Source organism: Nocardiopsis tropica, from assembly GCF_042660575.1.
GTDB classification, from domain to species: domain Bacteria; phylum Actinomycetota; class Actinomycetes; order Streptosporangiales; family Streptosporangiaceae; genus Nocardiopsis; species Nocardiopsis tropica.
In genome coordinates this window covers 246,711-264,751 of sequence record NZ_JBHSUF010000006.1, presented here as the reverse complement: position 1 = coordinate 264,751, position 18,041 = coordinate 246,711, and the positions used below count along the sequence as shown (strand labels likewise).

Genomic DNA, 18,041 nt, shown 5'->3' with positions numbered 1-18,041 from the left:
CCGGGCGGGGCCGCGTCACAGGCGATACGGCCGTCGTAGCGCGGCCTGTCCCACAGGATAGAGCAGTGGCGGCGCGTGTTCGGGGCGGCGCGGGGAATCGGCGGTGGATTTCCTCGGTGTTACCGGGTGTTTGCGGTCGTGTCCCCGGCGCCTCCCGACCGCTTTCGGAGCCAGGACGAGATAGTCCCAGGACCACCGGCCGGCGCTGACGGCCATCAGCAGGCACACCGCTGTGACCAGGGACGTCGTGGCCCATGAGGAGAACGGGGACAGGTCGGGGGAGCCCGCCGTGAGGGTGCCGAGCACCGCCGCCCCGGCGAGCACCGGGCCGGTGAGCCATGTGAGCAGACCCACGGCGAAGGCGAGTGAGAGGGAGACGAGGAGCGCGGGGACGATCTGCGCGCCGAAGGACACCCCGGGCATCCCCGAGGCGGACAGGTGCTCGGCCACCGCCTCCTCCCGCCCCCGCAGCGCGAGGCCGTACTCGGCGAACATCCCTCCCACCCCCACCCGGGTGAGGGCGGCGACGACGTCGTAGAGGCGTCCTCGGGGGATCCGCGGCCGGGGGTACGGCTTGGCGCGCTGCATGTCCATTCCTCCCGGGCGACCCGGTACGGCAGTCCTCACAAGCGGAAACTACCTAAAGTAATCACTCATGACTCGTTGTGACGTACGGCGAGTCGTGCAAAGAACGCCGGAGGCGGACCGGGCCGCCCCGGCCACGGAGCCGATCGCCCCGGGACCAGCCCCGCCCCGTGCCCGCGCACGCGGGTGGAGCACGGCAGCAGGGAAGACCCGGACCCGCGAGAGGGCCCCGAGCCCGCGCACCCGGGGGGAGCACGAGCCGGCGTTTGACAACGGGGTCTCCCCGTCTCCCCGAGCCCGCGCACGCGGGTGGAGCGCCGGTTCGCGCGGTGGGGAGGCGCCCGGGGAGGACGCGGCGCCGCCGGCGGCCCCGCCCCCGGGAGCTCCCGACGGCCCGCGGGGCCCCGTGCCCTCCGCGGTCGCCGCCGCGCCGACGGCCGCCCTGCCGCTGTCCGCCCCCTCCCGGGAACGGGCACGAAGGGGTCCCCTCCCGTCCTAGGCTGGGAGGGTGCCGACGACTTCCAGGACAGCCACGCCGCCCGCCGCCCCCACGTTCGACGTCGAGAACGAGCTCCGCTCGCTCGGGGCGCGGGTGGTCGCCGGTGTGGACGAGGTGGGCCGGGGCGCCTGGGCCGGGCCCCTCCTCGTCTGCGCCGCCGTCCCGGGCGAGGGGGAACCGCCCGCCGGGCTGACCGACTCCAAGCGCCTCACCCCCAAACGCCGCCGGGAGCTCGCCGAGCAGCTCCGGCCCTGGGTCGCCGACCACGCCTTCGGATGGTCCGCGCCCGAGGAGATCGACGAGTGCGGCATGACCGAGGCCCTCCACCGGGCCTCCCGCCGGGCCCTGGACGCCCTCGCGCCGCGCCCGGACGCCGTCGTCCTCGACGGCGTCCACGACTTCATCGGCCGCCCCTGGAGGGTCCGCACCCAGGTCAAGGGCGACCTCACCTGCGTCAGCGTCGCCGCCGCCGCGATCCTGGCCAAGGTCTGCCGCGACGACCTCATGGCGGAACTCGCCGCCGACCACCCCGGGTACGGGTTCGAGAGGGCCGCCGGGTACCCCTCGCCCGTGCACCGGGCCGCGCTCGCCGAGTCCGGGCCCACCCCCCACCACCGCATGAGCTGGGCCTACCTGGACGACCTGCCCCGATGGAAGCACCTGCGCCGGATCCGCCCCGCCCCGGGGGGACAGATCCCCCTCCTCTGAGACCGCCAGACCGGGCGGAACCACCCCGCGGCGAGGGTCCGCGGGCCCGGCCCGCCGCACACGACACGCCGCCCCGCACTGGACATCCGCCCCACTTGGGGCAAGGCTTTGGCTGTGGACGTCGGTCCCCCCGACGCCGACCGGCCCCTCCCTCCACGGCCAGGAGAGCCGACCGCCCACGGACCCCCACGCAGGAAGGGGCACGGATGACGCGCGAGATGCGCTCCACCGCCGCCGCGGAGCCGGGACGCGCCTCGGGGCTCGACCGCATGCGCGCGCTCTACCACGGCGTGCCCCTCCCCAGGAGGCTCGTGGCGGCGCTGGTCCTCGTCACGGTCGTCGCCGTCACCGCCCTGGTCACCGGCTTCGCCGTCCCGGGGGCGGTCGGCACGACCCTCGTCCTGCTGATGGCGTTCGCCGCGCTCATGCGCTCCCTCGACTCCTTCGTCACCGTCCTGGTGTGCGTCGTGTGGCTGGCGGTGACCGTGCCCCTCTTCCAGATCCCCCTCACCGGCGAACCCGTCACCCTGCTCGTGCTGCCGCTGCCGCTGCTCGTCGTGCTCGCCGCCGGGCGGGCCAGGGAGTTCCCCGTCTGGCACACCGCCCTGCTCTCCCTCACCGCGGGGCTGATCGCCGGGTTCTCGGTGGCCCTGGCGGGGATGGTCGTCGACCCCTTCTCCGCGTCCTGGGGCGTCGTCGCGCTGTACGCCGCCGCGGGCGCGTGCCTGCTCTGGCGCCTCTCCGCCTCCCGCCAGATCACCCGGGAGAGCGAGGCCAACCGGCGGGAGGCGGCCTCGTCCATGCCCGTGTCCCGCTCCGACCGCCCCCGCCGGGCCGACGGACCGGAGCGCAGGGGCCGTCCGCAGCCGCTGCGCGGCCGCTCGGACGCCGGCGCCGGCACGGCCCGGCCGACCGGGGGCGGCGCCCCCGACGACGAACCGGTCCCCGTCGACCAGGCCCTGGCCGAGCTGGAGGACATGATCGGCCTCGACCCGGTCAAACAGCAGGTGCGCGGCATCGCGGCCTCCATCGAGGCGGCCCGGCTGCGCGCGGACGCCGGGTTCCCCGTCGAGCGCCCGCTGCGCCACCTGGTCTTCTCCGGGCCGCCCGGCACGGGCAAGACCAGCGTCGCCCGCACCCTGGCCACGATCTTCCACTCCTTCGGCCTGCTGCCCACCTCCCGGGTGGTCGAGGCCCAGCGCGCCGACCTGGTCGGGGAGTACCTGGGCGCCACCGCCATCAAGACCAACGAGCTCATCGACCGCTCCCTCGGCGGCGTCCTGTTCATCGACGAGGCGTACTCGCTGGTCAACGAGGGGGACGGTCAGTCGGACCGGTTCGGCAACGAGGCGGTGCAGACCCTCCTCAAGAGGGCGGAGGACGACCGCGACCAGCTCGTCGTGGTCCTCGCCGGGTACGAGAAGGAGATGGACGCCTTCCTGGCCTCCAACCCCGGCCTGGCCTCGCGCTTCGCCACCCGGATCAGCTTTCCCAGCTATTCCGCCGACGAGCTGTTCCGCATCGCCGAGTCCCTCGTCCACCAGCGCGGCGACACCCTCGAGGCCGACGCGGCGCGCGCCCTCAGGCGAAGATTCGACCAGGTGGTCCAGCGGGAGGTGGTCGACGACCTGGGCAACGGCCGCTTCGCCCGCTCCGTGGTGGAGAAGGCCGCCCAGGCCCGCGACGTGCGCGTGGTTACCACCGGGGTGGACGGGGACACGCCCGCGCCGCGCCCCGAGGCGGAGGACCTCATCACGGTCCGCGCCGCCGACGTCGAGGCGGCCCATGCCGAGCTGACCTCACGCCTGCCGGGGTTCGGGGCCGCTCCCGGGATCGACGAGGCACTGGCCGAACTGGACGCCATGATCGGGCTGGAACCGGTCAAGCAGCAGGTCCGCTCCATCGTGGCCCAGCTGAGGGTGGCCAAGCTCCGCGAGGAGCAGGGCCTGCTCAACCAGGCGCCCATGCGGCACTTCGTGTTCTCGGGGCCGCCCGGCACGGGCAAGACCACGGTCGCCCGGGTGCTCGGCCGGGTGTTCTCCGCCCTCGGCCTGCTCGGGCGCGCCGACGTGGTCGAGGCCCAGCGGGCGGACCTGGTCGGCGAGCACCTGGGGGCGACCGCCGTCAAGACCAACCGTCTGGTGGACCGCGCCCTGGGAGGGGTGCTGTTCGTGGACGAGGCGTACTCCCTCGTCAACCCCGGCTACAGCGGCGGGGACGCGTTCGGGGCCGAGGCCATCCAGACCCTGCTCAAGCGCGCCGAGGACGACCGCTCGCGGCTCGTGGTGGTGCTCGCCGGCTACCCGGCCGAGATGGAGCGCTTCCTGGCCTCCAACGCCGGCCTCTCCTCCCGTTTCAACGTGCGGGTGCGCTTCCCCTCCTACAGCGCGGACGAGCTCACCGAGATCGCCGAGGCGGTGGCGGCCCGCACGGGCGACACCTTCGACGACACCGCCCGCGAGGACCTGCGCAGCATCTTCGGGCACGTGTGCGGGGCCGGGTGGATCGACGACCTGGGCAACGGGCGCTTCGCGCGCTCCCTGTTCGAGAAGGCGTGCTCCCACCGCGACCTGCGGGTGTCCCAGGAGAGGGGAGAGGACGCCACGGCCGTCGAGCTCACCCTCGTCACGAGCGCGGACGTCCGCAAGGCCTACGCCGAGGCCACCCAGCAGACGTAGGCCTGCTCCGCGGACCGTTCCGCGCCCGCGCCGTCCGGCGCGGGCGCCGGGCCCGCCGGGAGCACCCGCGGACCGCGCCCCGGCGGTGGCCGGGAGGGTTCGGCCCCGCCCCTTCCGCCGCGACGCCTCCCCGCCGGGCGGCAGGCCGGTGAACCCCTCCGGCCCGCCGCCCGGCCTCCGGGCCGGGTCCCCCGCGCCCCGCCGGCGACGTGTCCGGTCGGCCCGTGGAGACGGCCTCCGGGCGCTCCGGGGCGCCCGGAGGCGTGGTGCTAGTGTCCGACGCATGACCGCTGCACCCTCATCCTCCGCGTCCCCCGTCACCCAGGCGCTCATCCTCGCCGGTGGGCAGGCCACCCGGCTGCGGCCCTACACCGACACCCGCCCCAAGGCGATGGTGGAGGTGGCCGGACGGCCCATCATCGACTACCAGCTGGAGTGGCTGGCCGGCCACGGCGTCGAGCAGGTCGTGGTGTCCTGCGGATACAAGGCCGAGGTCCTGCGCGAGCACCTCGCCGCACGCCGGGGCGGGCCGGAGGTGACGCTCCTGGTCGAGGACGAGCCGCTGGGGCGCGGCGGCGCCCTGCGCTACGCCGCGACCGGCCTGCGCGACCAGGACGCCGCCTACTTCGCGCTCAACGGCGACGTGCTCACGTGGTTCCCACTGGACGAGCTGGCCGCCCACCACCGGGCCAAGGACGGCCTGGCCACCCTCGCCCTCGCCCAGTTCCGCACGACCTGGGGCATCGTGGACGTGGACGACCAGGACCGGATCGAGGGGTTCACCCAGAGCCCGCTGCTGCCGGTGTGGATCAACGCCGGCGTGTACCTGTTCGAGCCGGGCATCACGCCGCTGCTGCCGGAGAAGGGCGACCACGAGTCCTCGACCTTCCCCGAGCTGGCCGCGGAGGGGCGCCTGACCGCGTACCGGATCGACGGGTTCTGGCGCGGCGTGGACACCGCCAAGGACGTCAAGGAGGCGGGGGAGGAGATCACCGCCATGCGCGGCGGGGAGTGACCCCGCCCGGCAAGCCGGGCACGGGCCGACGGGACGCCGGGGCGGGTGGGTATCGTCGCGGACGTGACGAATGACGGTTTCATCCTCTCCAGTGTCCCCAACTTCCGCGACCTGGGCGGGCTCCGCACCGCGACCGGGCGTACGGTGCGCCACGGCCTGCTGTACCGCTCCGACGCCCTCCACTCGGTCTCCGAGGAGGAGGTGGCGGTCTACAACGGCCTGGGCATCCGGCAGCTCGTGGACCTGCGCACCCCCCACGAGCGGGAGAGCCTGCCCGACATCACGCCCGAGGGCGCCGCGTACACCGCCGTGTCCGTGCAGAACCCGGAGGCGGCGGGCGCCAACTTCTCCGCCGCGCTCAACGATCCCGAGGTCGCCCGGCGCATGTTCGCCGACGGCGCCGCCGAGCGCTTCATGCACGGCGTCTACCGCGAGCTGGTCACCGACGCCGAGGCGCTCACCGGCTACCGCGACCTGGTCGAACGGGCGGCCAAGGGCCCGACCGCCCTCGTCTTCCACTGCAGCGCGGGCAAGGACCGCACGGGCTGGGGCGCCGCACTGCTGCTCGGCCTGCTGGGGGTGGACCGCGAGACGGTGGTCACCGACTACCTGGCCAGCAACGAGCGCCAGGCGAACACCGACAAGTGGATGCGGCTGCTGGCCGAGAACAGCGGCCTGCCCTGGGAGGAGGTCGTGCCGATGACCCGGGTCCGGGCCGAGTACCTGGACACCTCGTTCCGCCACATCGACGAGGTGTACGGCTCCTTCGACAACTACGTCGTGGACGGCCTGGAGCTGTCCGGCGGCACCGTGGACCTGCTCCGGGAGCGCATGCTCCGGTAGCGCCCTCCGGGGCCGCGTCCGGACGGCGCGGGAGGGCCGCCCTACAGGGAGTCCAGTCGACGGCGCAGGTCGCTCTCACAGGTCGCCGTGTCCAGGACCTCGCCCAGGGCGGCCAGCACCGCGGGGCGGGCCACACCGCGGTCCAGCATCCGCCGGGCCGCGGCCCACAGGTTCGCGGGCCTCCCGTGCCACAGCCGCCGGGCCAGGCGCTCGTGGCGGTCCAGCTCCCTCTCCCGTTCGGGGTCGTCGCCGGTGACCGGCCGGTACCACCGGTCCCGGCCGCTGGAGTGGCGGCCGCTGTGCGGCGTGGCCGCCTCGTACTCGCCGTAGTGGTCCAGCCGCAGCAGCGCCCGGCGGCCGTGCGGGGTGTCCGGGTCGAACTCCTCCGGGGCCCAGGTCACCATCTCGCTCGCCAGCAGGGGGAACGCGAACATCCGCCGGGCCAGCGAAGCGAAGTCGCCGTCCGGCAGCAGCCGGCGCACCGCCTCCTGGCGCAACCCCAGCGGGCGCGCGGGGTCGCGGTAGACCCGGGCGAACTCCGCGGTGGACTCCCACACCGCGTCCAGGGTGGCGCCCACGGCCACGTCCGGAAGCCCGCCCCGGGCGCCCGCCCAGCGCACCCACGCGGCCAGCACGTGCGGCATGGCCTCCTGCTCCTCCGGCAGCAGCACCACGCGGCCGGGCAGCCAGTGAAGGAGGAAGGACTCCACCTTGCGCGGGCTGATCCGCGTCGGGCGGCCGCTGTCGACGTCGCAGCCGTGCGCGATGATGTGGTCGGCGCAGCGGCTCGCCGCGTACGAGTCGGAGAGCTCGGCCGCCTCGTCCGAGGCCAGGAAGCGGGCGGCCAGCACGGCGCGCCGGTCGCGCCGCCACACGGGGGCCTGTGGGGCGCCGGCCCCGGAGTGCGGGCCGGGCAGCGTGCGCACCCGTGCGCTGGCCAGGGCGAAGTGGGAGGCCAGCGAGCCCCCGGTCAGATCGGAGACGGTCAGGCCGATCGGCTCGACGGTCGGCCCCGAGGAGCGGTCGGCCGACGCCCCCGCCACCATGCGCTCGGTGCGCTCCAGGGCCCGGGTCAGCAGGGCCCGCGCCTCCGTGAGCTCGACCTGGGAGAACCGGGCGAACTCGTCCGCGTCGGCCCGCTCGCGGCAGCGGTCGAGCAGCCGGTCGACCTTGGTGGTGACCCAGGCGTCGCGGAGGACGCCGCCGCCGTTGTGGTCCAGGACCAGGATCAGCGCGTGCTCGGCAGGGGGCGGCCCGGCGTCGGGGGCGCGGTCCCCGTCGCGGCTGAACACGCACACCACGTCGTCGGTGTCGCCGAACTGGTCGCTGTTGACATAGGCGGCCACCGGGGTGACCGCGCCCAGCTGGGACGCCCAGCCGGGTACCTGGAGACCGCGCTCCTGGAGGGCGATCACGCCCTGCCCGGCGAGCTCGCGCTGCTCGGAGGACGTGCCCAGCGCGGCGACCGCCGCCAGGACGCCGAGGCCGGCCGACTTGCCGGAGGCGGTGGCGTGCGCGATCAGGCCCTCCCCGAGCAGCCGTCCGACGTCCACGCCCGGCATCCGCTCGCCCCACCAGCTGCCGAGCAGTTCGCTGAACGCCAGTTCGGCGTCGAGGGGATGGCGCATGGCGAGCATGGCCCGGGAGGCGCGCAGCATCTCGTCGAAGACGGCGCCGGGCACCGGTTCCGGACCTGTGGGCGTGGGAGGTGTAGGGGAGGGCACCGTCCGAGCGTATGACAGCCCCGGGCGTGGGGCTCCCCGTCCGCGCGATCCGGCGGCGGGCCCCTCCGCGGCCGGACGCGGACGGGGCGCCGCATCCCCCGGGGCGCCGCATCCCCCGGGGCGCGGCGCCCCGGGGTCCGGGCCGGGGGAGGGGTTCAGCGGGGCCGGGGGGCGGTGCGGTGTCCGGCGAGGAGCGTGGCCCCGGTCCTGAGCGGCGCCTGCCGGACGGCCTGGGAGGGCGGCACGGAGTTCACCATCGCCCGCAGGTGCTCCCGGGCGACCCGCTCGACCAGGTGGGGCGTGACCGTGATGCCCAGGTGCTCGAAGCACTGCCAGGTGTCGCGGACCCGGCGCTCGACACAGCGGTGGGACAGACCGCCGAACTCGTCGTGGAGCCGTGCCGAGATCTGTCTGAGATCCTGGACCGGGAAGGTCGGGAGCATGCGTGCTCACACCCCTAGCTGGAGATGGCCTGGACGGTGACCTCCACCCATTCCACTTGTTCTGGACGTACTGTCAACCCCTCCTACGGCACGCGGTCGATAAAAAAACATGGACGCACCGTTTACCCGTGACCCGCAGTTCCCCCAGGTCAAGGTGGTGAAAGGGATCAATCGGACGGATAACGTTCGCGTTTCGGGGTTTCGAGATCAAACCGACATCCAACACCCATTGCCGGTAATTGCGGGAAAACACGCCGGGAAAACCGCCGGTCCACCGTGTCCGGACCGCCCGGTGACCTAGCATTTACCTTCTCGCCGCCACGGGCGGCCGCCGGCGCGAGGGCCGTTGCGCGCGGGCGGGTGTGTCTTATGCTTGAGCCGTGACAGCGGCCGAGAGGGGTCATGGAGCGTGACTCCCGGGAGCCGCGGAGCCTCCGATCCCCCTCGGCGCCGCACCCTCCGGTTCCACCCCGTGGACGGCCCGCGCGGTCGACGGAGGCCACGCGGCCAAGGCAGAAGCCCCAGCGAAAAACGGGTGGGGAATCCGACGGTTCCGGAGGTGTCGAGCAGTTGAGCGCCGAGACGTCCATTCCCCCGCCCCGGCTCAGCAGGGCGCAACTCCCCGACGCGGTGAAATCCCTTCTCACCGACTCCCCGATCGGATTCGCCCTCCTCGGCCCCGACGACGTCTTCGGCACGGTCAACCAGCGGCTCGCCGTCCTCCTCGGACGGACCCCCGCCGAATGCCTCGGCCGGACGCCCGACGACCTCCTGGAGGAGAGCGGCGACCGGGTCGCCGCCGCCAGCCACCGCGCCTCGCTGGCCGGCGTCCGCGAGAGCGGGCACGCGATCCGCGACCGCCACCGCACGCCCTCCGGGCAGGTCTGGGACCTGACCTGGTTCCCCGTCACCGACCCCGGCACCGGGGACGAGCACGTCGCCCTCATCGCCGCGCACGACGGCGGCACCACCCGCCGGGACGAGCAGCGGCTGCGGGCCCTGCTCCAGGCGGGCAACCAGATCGTCTGGGCCGCCGGCTCCGGCGGCGACGTCCACGAGGACTGCCCCCAGTGGAGGGCCGTCACCGGCCAGGACCTCGACCGCTACCTCGGCCGCGGCTGGCTCGACGCGCTCCACCCCGACGACCGCCCCCGCGTCGAACGCGCCTGGGACGACGCCGTCCTCGACATCACGCCCTTCGACGCCATGTTCCGGGTGCGCACCCGCTCCGGCGCCTACAGCCACTACCGTGCGCGCGCCAACCCGATCATGGACGGCGCCGAGACGGCCGAATGGGTCGGCACCCTCGTCGACATCACCACCGAGCGCGAGGCGGACGAGCTGCGCCAGCGTCTCAACCAGCAGCTCAGCGAGGCGGCCATGCGGACCGCACGCCTCCAGAAGGCCACCTCCGACCTCGCCGAGGCGCTCACCGCCGACGAGGTCGTCAACGCCATGTCGGAGATCGGCCGCTCCGGAGTGGGCGCCGACCACACCTGCGTGGTCCTGCTCGACCGCGACCGCCTGCGCCTCCGCACGATCGCCGCCGCGCAGGCCCACCCCCTGCCCAGGCCCGCGTTCCCCCTGGACCACCCGGACGTCGCCGCCCGTGCGGTCGCCGACGGCCAGCCCCGCCTGGCCGCCAACCCGGCCGAGCTCGCCGCGCTGCTCGACGACGCGCCCATGGCCGCCGAACTCGTCCGGTCCACATCCGAGCGCGCCTGGGTGGCGCTGCCGATGATGGTCGCCGGACGGCCCATCGGGGCGCTGCGCTTCGCCTTCTCCACGCCGCGCGAGGTCACCGACGAGGAGCGCGTGTTCCTGGAGGCCCTGGCGGGCCAGTGCGCGCTCGCGATCGGCCGCGCCACCCTCTACGAGCAGGAGCACAGCACCGCGGAGGAGCTCCAGCGCAGCCTGCTGCCGGAGGAGCTGCCGGCGATCCGGGGCCTCCGGCTCGCCGCCTACTACCGGTCCGGCTCCCAGAACGTGCAGGTCGGGGGCGACTGGTACGACGCCTTCCCGCTGCCCGACGGACGCGTGGCCGGGGTGCTCGGCGACGTCATGGGCAAGGGGATCCCGGCCGCGGCGGGAATGAGTCGCATCCGGAACGCGTTGCGGGCACTGGCGTTCTCCATGCCGGAGCCCGCCGACGTCCTGACCGGACTCGACCGCATGTTCACCGCGACGGAGGGTATGGACCAGGTCACCACACTGGTCTACTTCGTCCTCGACCCCGTCACCGGCCAGCTCGACCTCAGCAACGCGGGACACCTCCCGCCGCTGGTCGTGGCCGGCAGCGCCGGGCCTTCGCTGCTCGACACCGAACCCGACACACCACTCGGGATCAGCTCGCCACGAGGTCACCACAAATTCTTCGTGCAACCCGGTAACACCGTCGCCCTGTACTCCGATGGACTGGTTGAGAACCGCAAACGGTCCGTCGACTCCGGACTCGACGAGCTCGTCAGCGTGGCGGCGTCGGCTCCTCCGGAGGTGGTGGGCGATCCACAGCAGATGCTGGAGTACCTTGTTGAGAGCATGCTCGATGGGTATGAGCAGGACGACGACGTCACTCTGCTCGCCGTTCAGCTTCCGGTGATCGATCCCGTGTCGGAGCGGTAGACCGTACGAACAAGTCCATTGCCTTGCCTACAGTGAAGAAGCCGTTCCGCCCCGCGACGCGGCGGTGATCCCCCAGGGGGATGACCTCCGGGAGCGCATACGCTTGAAAGACAAACGGCTTCCCCGCCCCAGTGGGGACGATCCCAGGCCGCAGGTGGGAGAGGGTGTCGTGCCCGGTCCCGACCGGGCGGACCACCGGGTCCGACAATCTCGCCACACGTCCGTTCGAGAGGTGTTTGTGTCATCTGCCAGTTCGACTCGCTCGAAGCAGTCCGAGTCACTGCAAGAGCCCGTCATTCAGCAGCTGATCGAGCGTGGGCGGTCCCAGGGCTTTCTTGAGCCCGAGGACGTGCGCCGTGCCTTCGAAGAGGCCGAAATTCCGATGTCGCAGGCGCAGTCCGTGCTCCGCAGCCTCGCCAAGGAGGGTGTGACCGTACTCGTTCCCGAGTCGGCCTCCTCCCGGCGCAAGGCCCCGCGGCGCAAGACGGCGACCACGCGGTCCACCTCGACCAAGTCCACCACGACGACCACGACGAGTCGGGCCGCCAAGCCCGTGCGCGCCGCGGCCGCCCACGAGCAGCCCGAGACGGTCACCGCGGTGGTCGACTCCGCGGAGGGCGCCTCCGGCACCGCCCGCAAGCCCGCGGCCAAGAAGACCGCGACCGCCAAGAAGGCGACCGCCCCCAAGAAGGCCGCGGCGGCCAAGAAGACGACCGCGTCCAAGGGCCCGGCGGCCAAGAAGACCGCGACCGCCAAGAAGGCGGGCAAGAAGGACCTCGAACTGGCCGCGGAGGGCGAGTTCGAGGACGACGACGAGGTCCTGGACGACCTCGAGCACACCGGCGCCGAGCTGGAGCTGGTCGAGGACACCCCGGACACCCCGGACCCCTCGGACAAGGACGCCAAGCCGGCCAAGCCCGAGGCCGTGGGCGCGCCGAGCAAGAAGCCCGACAAGGAGGACGAGTCCTTCGTCCTCTACGACGATGACGACGACGCCCCCGCAGCCCAGGTGGTCGCGGCCGGAGCCACCGCGGACCCGGTCAAGGACTACCTGAAGCAGATCGGCAAGGTGCCGCTCCTCAACGCCGAGCAGGAGGTCGAGCTCGCCAAGCGGATCGAGGCCGGCCTGTTCGCCGAGGAGAAGCTCTCCGACGAGGCCGACATCCTCACCTTCGAGCTGCGCGACGAGCTGGAGTGGATCGCCGAGGACGGCGGCCGGGCCAAGAAGCACCTGCTGGAGGCCAACCTCCGGCTGGTCGTGTCGCTCGCCAAGCGCTACACGGGGCGCGGCATGCTGTTCCTGGACCTGATCCAGGAGGGCAACCTCGGCCTTATCCGCGCGGTGGAGAAGTTCGACTACACCAAGGGCTTCAAGTTCTCGACCTACGCCACGTGGTGGATCCGCCAGGCGATCACCCGCGCGATGGCCGACCAGGCCCGCACCATCCGCATCCCGGTGCACATGGTCGAGGTCATCAACAAGCTGGCCCGCGTCCAGCGCCAGATGCTCCAGGACCTGGGCCGCGAGCCCACCCCGGAGGAGCTGGCCAAGGAACTCGACATGACCCCGGAGAAGGTCGTCGAGGTGCAGAAGTACGGTCGCGAGCCGATCTCCCTGCACACTCCGCTGGGCGAGGACGGCGACAGCGAGTTCGGCGACCTCATCGAGGACTCCGAGGCGATCCAGCCGGGCGAGGCCGTCAGCTTCACCCTGCTCCAGGAGCAGCTGCACTCGGTGCTGGACACCCTGTCCGAGCGCGAGGCCGGCGTCGTCTCCATGCGGTTCGGGCTCACCGACGGCCAGCCGAAGACTTTAGACGAGATCGGCAAGGTCTACGGGGTCACCCGTGAGCGCATCCGGCAGATCGAGAGCAAGACGATGTCGAAGCTCCGTCACCCGTCGCGTTCGCAGGTGCTCCGCGACTACCTGGACTAGGTCCCCCGGGTAGTCCCGACCGAAGCAGGACCGAGACCGTTGTGCCGTCCCGCCCGCGTGCGGGGCGGCACAACGGCTTCCGGCACCGCGTCGGCTCACGGGCGTGGCGACCCCCGCGTGTCCTCCGGCGTCCGGTGGGAGCGTCCCTTCCCGCGCGCGGGTCCGGCCTCCCAGGGTGTGTCCTTCATCCATCCGACGCCGCCCATGGTGTCGTACGCGCTGTAGGTGCGGCATAAAGTTGCGATACCGAGTCGTTATGTCGCGGGGAGTGACTTTGGGTCACCCCCGCCTCACGCTTCCGCCTCAGTCGCGGACGACCACGTCCATGACGCGAGGGGCCCCCGCCCGCGCCGCGGGCGCCAGCTCCGCGGTGTGCCCCAGGTCCCGCAGGGCCGCCACCAGCTCCTCCGGGGTGCCGGCGTCCACGCCCTCCACCAGGAGCGCGCGGGCGATGTCGCCCCGGGTGGCCTTGGCCATGTGGCTGACCACCGACCGCTCGACGGTCCCGCCCACCTCGCGCTCGCGCAGCACGCGCACCGCGACGGTGCGCCCGGCCGCCGCGCCGGTCGGCCTGAAGGCCGCCGCGTAGGCGGCCGAACGGCAGTCCACCAGCAGCCGCCCCTCGGCGAGCCCGCCCAGGGGGCCCGCCAGCGCACGTCGCCAGTGGGCGCCCAGGCCGCCCAGAGGGGGCAGCCGCACCCCCATGGACAGCCGGTAGGGCGGAAGCCGGTCGGCGGGGCCGACGACACCCCACAGGCCGGAGAAGACCAGCACCCGCTCGCGGACGCGGCCGACCGCGGGGGAGTCGAGGAGGCCGGGCAGTCCCAGCCGCTCGTAGAGGACACCCGTGTACAGCTCGGCGGCGCGCAGCGTCGGCGCGGTGGCCGCGTCCAGGTTGCGCTTGAGGGCGTCTGCCTGGTTGGCGGTCAGGCCCAGCACGTCCATGGCGACGTCCTCGGGGCCCGCGCACAGTTCCGTCAGCGCCGCCAGCACCTGTTCGCGGGCCGGGGCGAGCTCGGGCAGCGTGAGCGAGCCCGGGTCCAGGCGCGGTCCCTCCCCGGAACCGGCCTTGCCCTCGGACGGCGGCAGCAGGACGAGCATGGTGCGGACTCCAGAAGGGGCGGGGCAGTGGGTTCCCGCCCATGTTAGGGCGTGTTCGGCGGTGCCGGGCGGATCCCCCGGGGATCCGCCCGCGAGGTCGGCGGCGCCCGGTCCCGGGGCGGACCACCGGCGCCCGCACGGGGAGCGCCGTCCTGCCGGGCCCGCCGCCGCGGGCGCGGAGCGGCGTGGACGCCGGGCCCGTGCCCTCGGGGCCGCGCGACCGCCGCGGCGGGCCGCCCGGTAGCATCGTCCGCTTCCGACGAGGACTCCGGGGAGCGGGCATGCACGAGTGGGCGGCGAGGGTGGCGCGGGACTGGCCCGCGTTCACCGCGGAGACGCGCGGGGGCTGGAGGCTCGGCCTCGCCGACGGGGTGACCAAGCGGGCGAACTCCGCGCTGGTCCTGGACCCCGGCGCGGACGTCGCCGAGGTCACCGCCTACTACACCGGGCACGGGGTGAGGCCCTGCGCACAGGTGTGGCCGGGGGAGGAGGCCGTGGACGCCAGGCTGGCGGAGCACGGCTACGAGGTGGTGGAGCCCACCCTCGTCCTCGCCCGAGGCCTGGACGAGCGCCCCGCCGCCGAGGGCGCCTCCCTGATCACCGCGCGTCCCACCCCCGCATGGTCCGCCCTGTTCGGGCGCACGGGCGTGGACGCGCGCACGGCGGACACCGTCACGCGCATCCTCGGACAGGTCGGCACGGCCTACGGTGTCGCCGCCTCGGGGGAGGGCCGGGGCTGCGCGGTCCTGGACGGGGAGTCGGTCGGGATCTGCGCCATGGTCACCGACCCCGGGGCCCGCGGGAAGGGCGTGGCCACGGGCCTCCTCGCCGACCTGCTGCGGTGGGCGTACGACGAGGGGGCGCGGAGCGCCTACCTGTGCGTGGTGGAGGGCAACGAGCCGGCCCTGCGGCTGTACGGCGGCGCCGGGTTCGCCCCGGTCTCCCGCTACCACAACCGGGTCCTGGGCTGAGGGGGAGGAGACCCCGCACACAAAGGGACGGCGGCCCCTGGCGGGGCCGCCGTCGCTGTCGGGCCGTCTTCTCTTGTGCTCGTGTGGCTAACGCTCGTCCGCGGAGTTCTTGCTCTCGGTGAGCTTGTCGGTCTCGTCCTGGATGTCCGAAGCGATCTTTCGGAGAGAGTCGTCGTGCTTGCGCATGTGGTGTGCGCAGAACAGGAGTTCGCCGCCGGAGTTCAGCAGCACCCGGACGTAAGCCTGTGCACCACAGCGGTCGCAACGGTCAGCAGCCGTCAGCGGCTGGGTGGGGGCAAGGGTTCCAGTCACTTCGCCATCCTCAATACTCGGCGTTAGTCACCTCTGACAACATCTAACCCGACCCAGACGTTCCCAACCAGCCGCCGTGTACGCCGACAGCGGAATCTGCCTGGTTGGTGCCTGGAAGGAACGCTTTGGGACCTTTCTCGTCGGTCGTCTGCTCTCGGTCTCGTTCTACCCCGGGGAGGGCCCTGCATCCCCGGAAAAGGGGAGTATCCAGGTCGCATCCACCAGAGGTGGTAGTCTCGCGCGGGGCGGGACCCGTGCTCCCTTCGCCCCTGTACCAGCGGAACACGCTCGTGCGCTCCCGGCGACGACGCCGGACGGCGCCCCGGCGGCGCGCGCCCGCCCAGCCCGCCACGTGCGACGGAAAGCGACCGGCGCGCCGCGGCCAGGCCCCCCTTTCGTCGGTGCGGCGCGGTACAAAGGGCACGCACCGCATCAGACCCCGATGGCCCTCGAAACGCAGGAGATGTCCGAGTGACCGCCTTGACCGCAGCCGTCCACGACCCGGGGGACTACTCAGCCCGGCACCTGTCGGTCCTCGAGGGTCTGGAGGCGGTGCGCAAACGCCCGGGCATGTACATCGGGTCCACCGACAGCCGCGGCCTCACCCACTGCATGTGGGAGATCATCGACAACTCCGTGGACGAGGCCCTGGGTGACTTCTGCGGCCGGATCGACGTCACACTCCACGCCGACGGCTCGGTGGCGGTGAGCGACGACGGGCGCGGCATCCCGGTCGACCTCGAGCCCAAGTCCGGGCTCTCCGGCGTGGAGCTGGTCATGACCAAGCTCCACGCGGGCGGCAAGTTCGGCTCCGGCTCCTACACCGCCTCCGGCGGTCTGCACGGCGTCGGCGCCTCGGTCGTCAACGCCCTCTCCGCCCGGGTCGACGTGGAGGTGGACCGCCAGGGCCGCACCCACGCGATGAGCTTCCGCCGGGGCATCCCCGGCCGCTTCGCGGGCCCCGGGCCCGACGCCGAGTTCACCCCCTCGTCCGGCCTGGACCAGATCCGCAAGGTCGCCCAGAGGACCACCGGCACCCGCATCCGGTTCTGGCCGGACATGCAGATCTTCCTCAAGGACGCGGAGATCGCCCGCGAGAACCTGCTGGACCGGGCCCGCCAGACCGCCTTCCTCGTCCCGGGACTGACCATCTCGGTGCGCGACGAGCGCGCGGAGGGTGAGCCCGCCCACGAGGAGGAGTTCCGCTTCGACGGCGGCATCGGCGAGTTCTGCACCTTCCTGGCGCCGGACGACCCGATCAGCGACGTCCTGCGCATCCAGGGCAGCGGGAGCTTCACCGAGACCGTCCCCGTCCTGGACGACGCCGGCCACATGGTGCCCGCCGACGTCGAGCGCCGCCTCGACGTCGACGTCGCCCTGCGCTGGGGCACCGGCTACGACACCACCGTGCGCTCCTTCGTCAACGTGATCGCCACCCCCAAGGGCGGAACCCACATCAACGGCTTCGAGCGCGCCCTGGTGCGGGTCGTCAACGACCAGCTGCGCGCCACCAAGCTGCTCCGGAACAGCGACGACCCCGTCACCAAGGACGACACGCAGGAGGGGCTCACCGCGGTCGTCACCGTCCGCCTGCCCGAACCGCAGTTCGAGGGCCAGACCAAGGAGATCCTCGGCACCTCCGCCGCGACCCGCATCGTCTCCCAAGTGGTCGGCAAGGAGCTCCGCGAGTTCCTCACCTCCACCAAGAAGCCGGAGAAGGCCAAGGCCCGCACCGTGCTGGAGAAGGTCGTGGGCGCCGCCAAGGCGCGCCTGGCCGCCCGCCAGCAGAGGGAGACCCAGCGGCGCAAGAACGCCCTGGAGAACTCGGCGCTGCCCGCCAAGCTGGTGGACTGCCGCAGCGAGGGGCTGGAGCACAGCGAGCTGTTCATCGTCGAGGGGGACTCCGCGCTGGGCACCGCCAAGCTCGCGCGCAACTCGGAGTTCCAGGCGCTGCTGCCGATCCGGGGCAAGATCCTCAACGTGCAGAAGTCGTCGGTCACCGACATGCTCAAGAACGCCGAGTGCGCCGCGATCCTCCAGGTCATCGGGGCGGGGTCGGGCCGGACCTTCGACATCGACGCCGCCCGCTACGGCCGGATGATCCTCATGGCCGACGCGGACGTGGACGGCGCGCACATCCGCTGCCTGCTGCTCACGCTCATCTACCGCTACATGCGGCCGATGCTGGAGGCCGGCCGGGTGTTCGCGGCGGTGCCGCCGCTGCACCGCATCGAGCTGACCAACGTCCGGCGCAAGCGGGGCGCCAAGCCCGAGGACCGCTACATCTACACCTACTCCGACGCCGAGCTCCAGCGCACGCTGCTGGACCTGGAGAAGCGCAAGATCGGCTGGAAGGAGCCGGTGCAGCGGTACAAGGGCCTGGGCGAGATGGACGCCGACCAGCTGGCGGAGACCACCATGGACCCGCGCCACCGTACCCTGCGCCGGATCCGGGTCGAGCAGGCCGAGGAGGCCGCGGCCGTGTTCAACCTGCTGATGGGCAACGAGGTGGCGCCGCGCCGCAAGTTCATCCAGCAGGGCGCCCAGGAGCTGGACATCGCCCGCGTCGACATCTGACCGGGACGAGGGCCGGAGAGGCCCTCG

At 73.1% G+C, this 18,041-nt stretch carries 13 protein-coding genes; 8 read left to right on the top strand and 5 right to left on the bottom strand.

Features of this window, described 5'->3' with window-relative positions; translation table 11 throughout:
- Window positions 1–15 precede the first annotated feature (15 nt).
- A complete protein-coding gene (locus ACFQBR_RS12110) occupies window positions 16–588 on the bottom strand; it encodes a DoxX family protein (RefSeq protein ID WP_267948666.1) in 573 nt (190 codons plus the stop codon).
- Between the two features lie 505 nt (window positions 589–1,093).
- Here ACFQBR_RS12110 and ACFQBR_RS12105 point away from each other — a divergent pair.
- The 4 genes from ACFQBR_RS12105 (at window position 1,094) to ACFQBR_RS12090 (ending at window position 6,328) form a co-directional block, all read left to right on the top strand.
- Window positions 1,094–1,792 carry a ribonuclease HII gene (locus ACFQBR_RS12105; protein ID WP_267948667.1) on the top strand — a complete coding sequence of 233 codons (699 nt, stop codon included), beginning with the start codon at window positions 1,094–1,096 and terminating at the stop codon, window positions 1,790–1,792.
- A 206-nt stretch (window positions 1,793–1,998) separates the two neighbouring features.
- Window positions 1,999–4,470, top strand: a complete 2,472-nt coding sequence (locus ACFQBR_RS12100; protein ID WP_352983518.1) for an AAA family ATPase — start codon at window positions 1,999–2,001, stop codon at window positions 4,468–4,470.
- 283 nt (window positions 4,471–4,753) lie between these two features.
- Window positions 4,754–5,485: a nucleotidyltransferase family protein gene (locus ACFQBR_RS12095; RefSeq protein ID WP_344182907.1), complete on the top strand. Its 732-nt coding sequence runs from the start codon at window positions 4,754–4,756 to the stop codon at window positions 5,483–5,485.
- A 45-nt stretch (window positions 5,486–5,530) separates the two neighbouring features.
- Entirely contained in the window at window positions 5,531–6,328 is a 798-nt protein-coding gene (locus tag ACFQBR_RS12090) for a tyrosine-protein phosphatase (protein ID WP_344182905.1), read from the top strand.
- Between the two features lie 41 nt (window positions 6,329–6,369).
- On the opposite strand, the gene ACFQBR_RS12085 is transcribed toward ACFQBR_RS12090, so the two are convergent.
- Both ACFQBR_RS12085 and ACFQBR_RS12080 read right to left on the bottom strand, forming a co-directional pair.
- Complete coding sequence (locus ACFQBR_RS12085; RefSeq protein WP_344182937.1) at window positions 6,370–7,986, bottom strand: hypothetical protein; 1,617 nt, start codon at window positions 7,984–7,986, stop codon at window positions 6,370–6,372.
- Between the two features lie 221 nt (window positions 7,987–8,207).
- Window positions 8,208–8,495: a three-helix bundle dimerization domain-containing protein gene (locus ACFQBR_RS12080; RefSeq protein WP_344182903.1), complete on the bottom strand. Its 288-nt coding sequence runs from the start codon at window positions 8,493–8,495 to the stop codon at window positions 8,208–8,210.
- Between the two features lie 570 nt (window positions 8,496–9,065).
- Between ACFQBR_RS12080 and ACFQBR_RS12075 the strand changes: the two genes are divergently transcribed.
- Together ACFQBR_RS12075 and ACFQBR_RS12070 are read left to right on the top strand one after the other, a co-directional pair.
- Window positions 9,066–11,117, top strand: a complete 2,052-nt coding sequence (locus tag ACFQBR_RS12075; RefSeq protein WP_267948672.1) for a SpoIIE family protein phosphatase — start codon at window positions 9,066–9,068, stop codon at window positions 11,115–11,117.
- 238 nt (window positions 11,118–11,355) lie between these two features.
- Window positions 11,356–13,053: an RNA polymerase sigma factor gene (locus ACFQBR_RS12070; RefSeq protein ID WP_378553255.1), complete on the top strand. Its 1,698-nt coding sequence runs from the start codon at window positions 11,356–11,358 to the stop codon at window positions 13,051–13,053.
- Window positions 13,054–13,356: 303 nt separating this feature from the next.
- Here the strand turns inward: ACFQBR_RS12070 and yaaA are convergent, their stop codons facing one another.
- Window positions 13,357–14,154, bottom strand: a complete 798-nt coding sequence (yaaA, locus tag ACFQBR_RS12065) for a peroxide stress protein YaaA (RefSeq protein ID WP_344186090.1) — start codon at window positions 14,152–14,154, stop codon at window positions 13,357–13,359.
- A 281-nt stretch (window positions 14,155–14,435) separates the two neighbouring features.
- Between yaaA and ACFQBR_RS12060 the strand changes: the two genes are divergently transcribed.
- Window positions 14,436–15,125 (top strand): GNAT family N-acetyltransferase, encoded by a 690-nt coding sequence (locus tag ACFQBR_RS12060; RefSeq protein ID WP_344186089.1) that lies wholly within the window; start codon window positions 14,436–14,438, stop codon window positions 15,123–15,125.
- 87 nt (window positions 15,126–15,212) lie between these two features.
- On the opposite strand, the gene ACFQBR_RS12055 is transcribed toward ACFQBR_RS12060, so the two are convergent.
- Window positions 15,213–15,437 (bottom strand): DUF7455 domain-containing protein, encoded by a 225-nt coding sequence (locus ACFQBR_RS12055; RefSeq protein WP_267948676.1) that lies wholly within the window; start codon window positions 15,435–15,437, stop codon window positions 15,213–15,215.
- Between the two features lie 471 nt (window positions 15,438–15,908).
- On the opposite strand from ACFQBR_RS12055, the gene ACFQBR_RS12050 reads away from it, so the two are divergent.
- A complete protein-coding gene (locus ACFQBR_RS12050) occupies window positions 15,909–18,014 on the top strand; it encodes a DNA gyrase/topoisomerase IV subunit B (protein WP_267948677.1) in 2,106 nt (701 codons plus the stop codon).
- Window positions 18,015–18,041: the final 27 nt, after the last annotated feature.

Coding starts and splice junctions, on each gene's coding strand:
- yaaA (WP_344186090.1), bottom strand. CDS start 14,154: ATGCTCGTCCTGCTGCCGCCGTCCGAGGGCAAGGCCGGTTCCGGGGAG.
- ACFQBR_RS12085 (WP_344182937.1), bottom strand. CDS start 7,986: ATGCTGCGCGCCTCCCGGGCCATGCTCGCCATGCGCCATCCCCTCGAC.
- ACFQBR_RS12095 (WP_344182907.1), top strand. CDS start 4,754: ATGACCGCTGCACCCTCATCCTCCGCGTCCCCCGTCACCCAGGCGCTC.
- ACFQBR_RS12080 (WP_344182903.1), bottom strand. CDS start 8,495: ATGCTCCCGACCTTCCCGGTCCAGGATCTCAGACAGATCTCGGCACGG.
- ACFQBR_RS12110 (WP_267948666.1), bottom strand. CDS start 588: ATGCAGCGCGCCAAGCCGTACCCCCGGCCGCGGATCCCCCGAGGACGC.
- ACFQBR_RS12100 (WP_352983518.1), top strand. CDS start 1,999: ATGACGCGCGAGATGCGCTCCACCGCCGCCGCGGAGCCGGGACGCGCC.
- ACFQBR_RS12060 (WP_344186089.1), top strand. CDS start 14,436: ATGCACGAGTGGGCGGCGAGGGTGGCGCGGGACTGGCCCGCGTTCACC.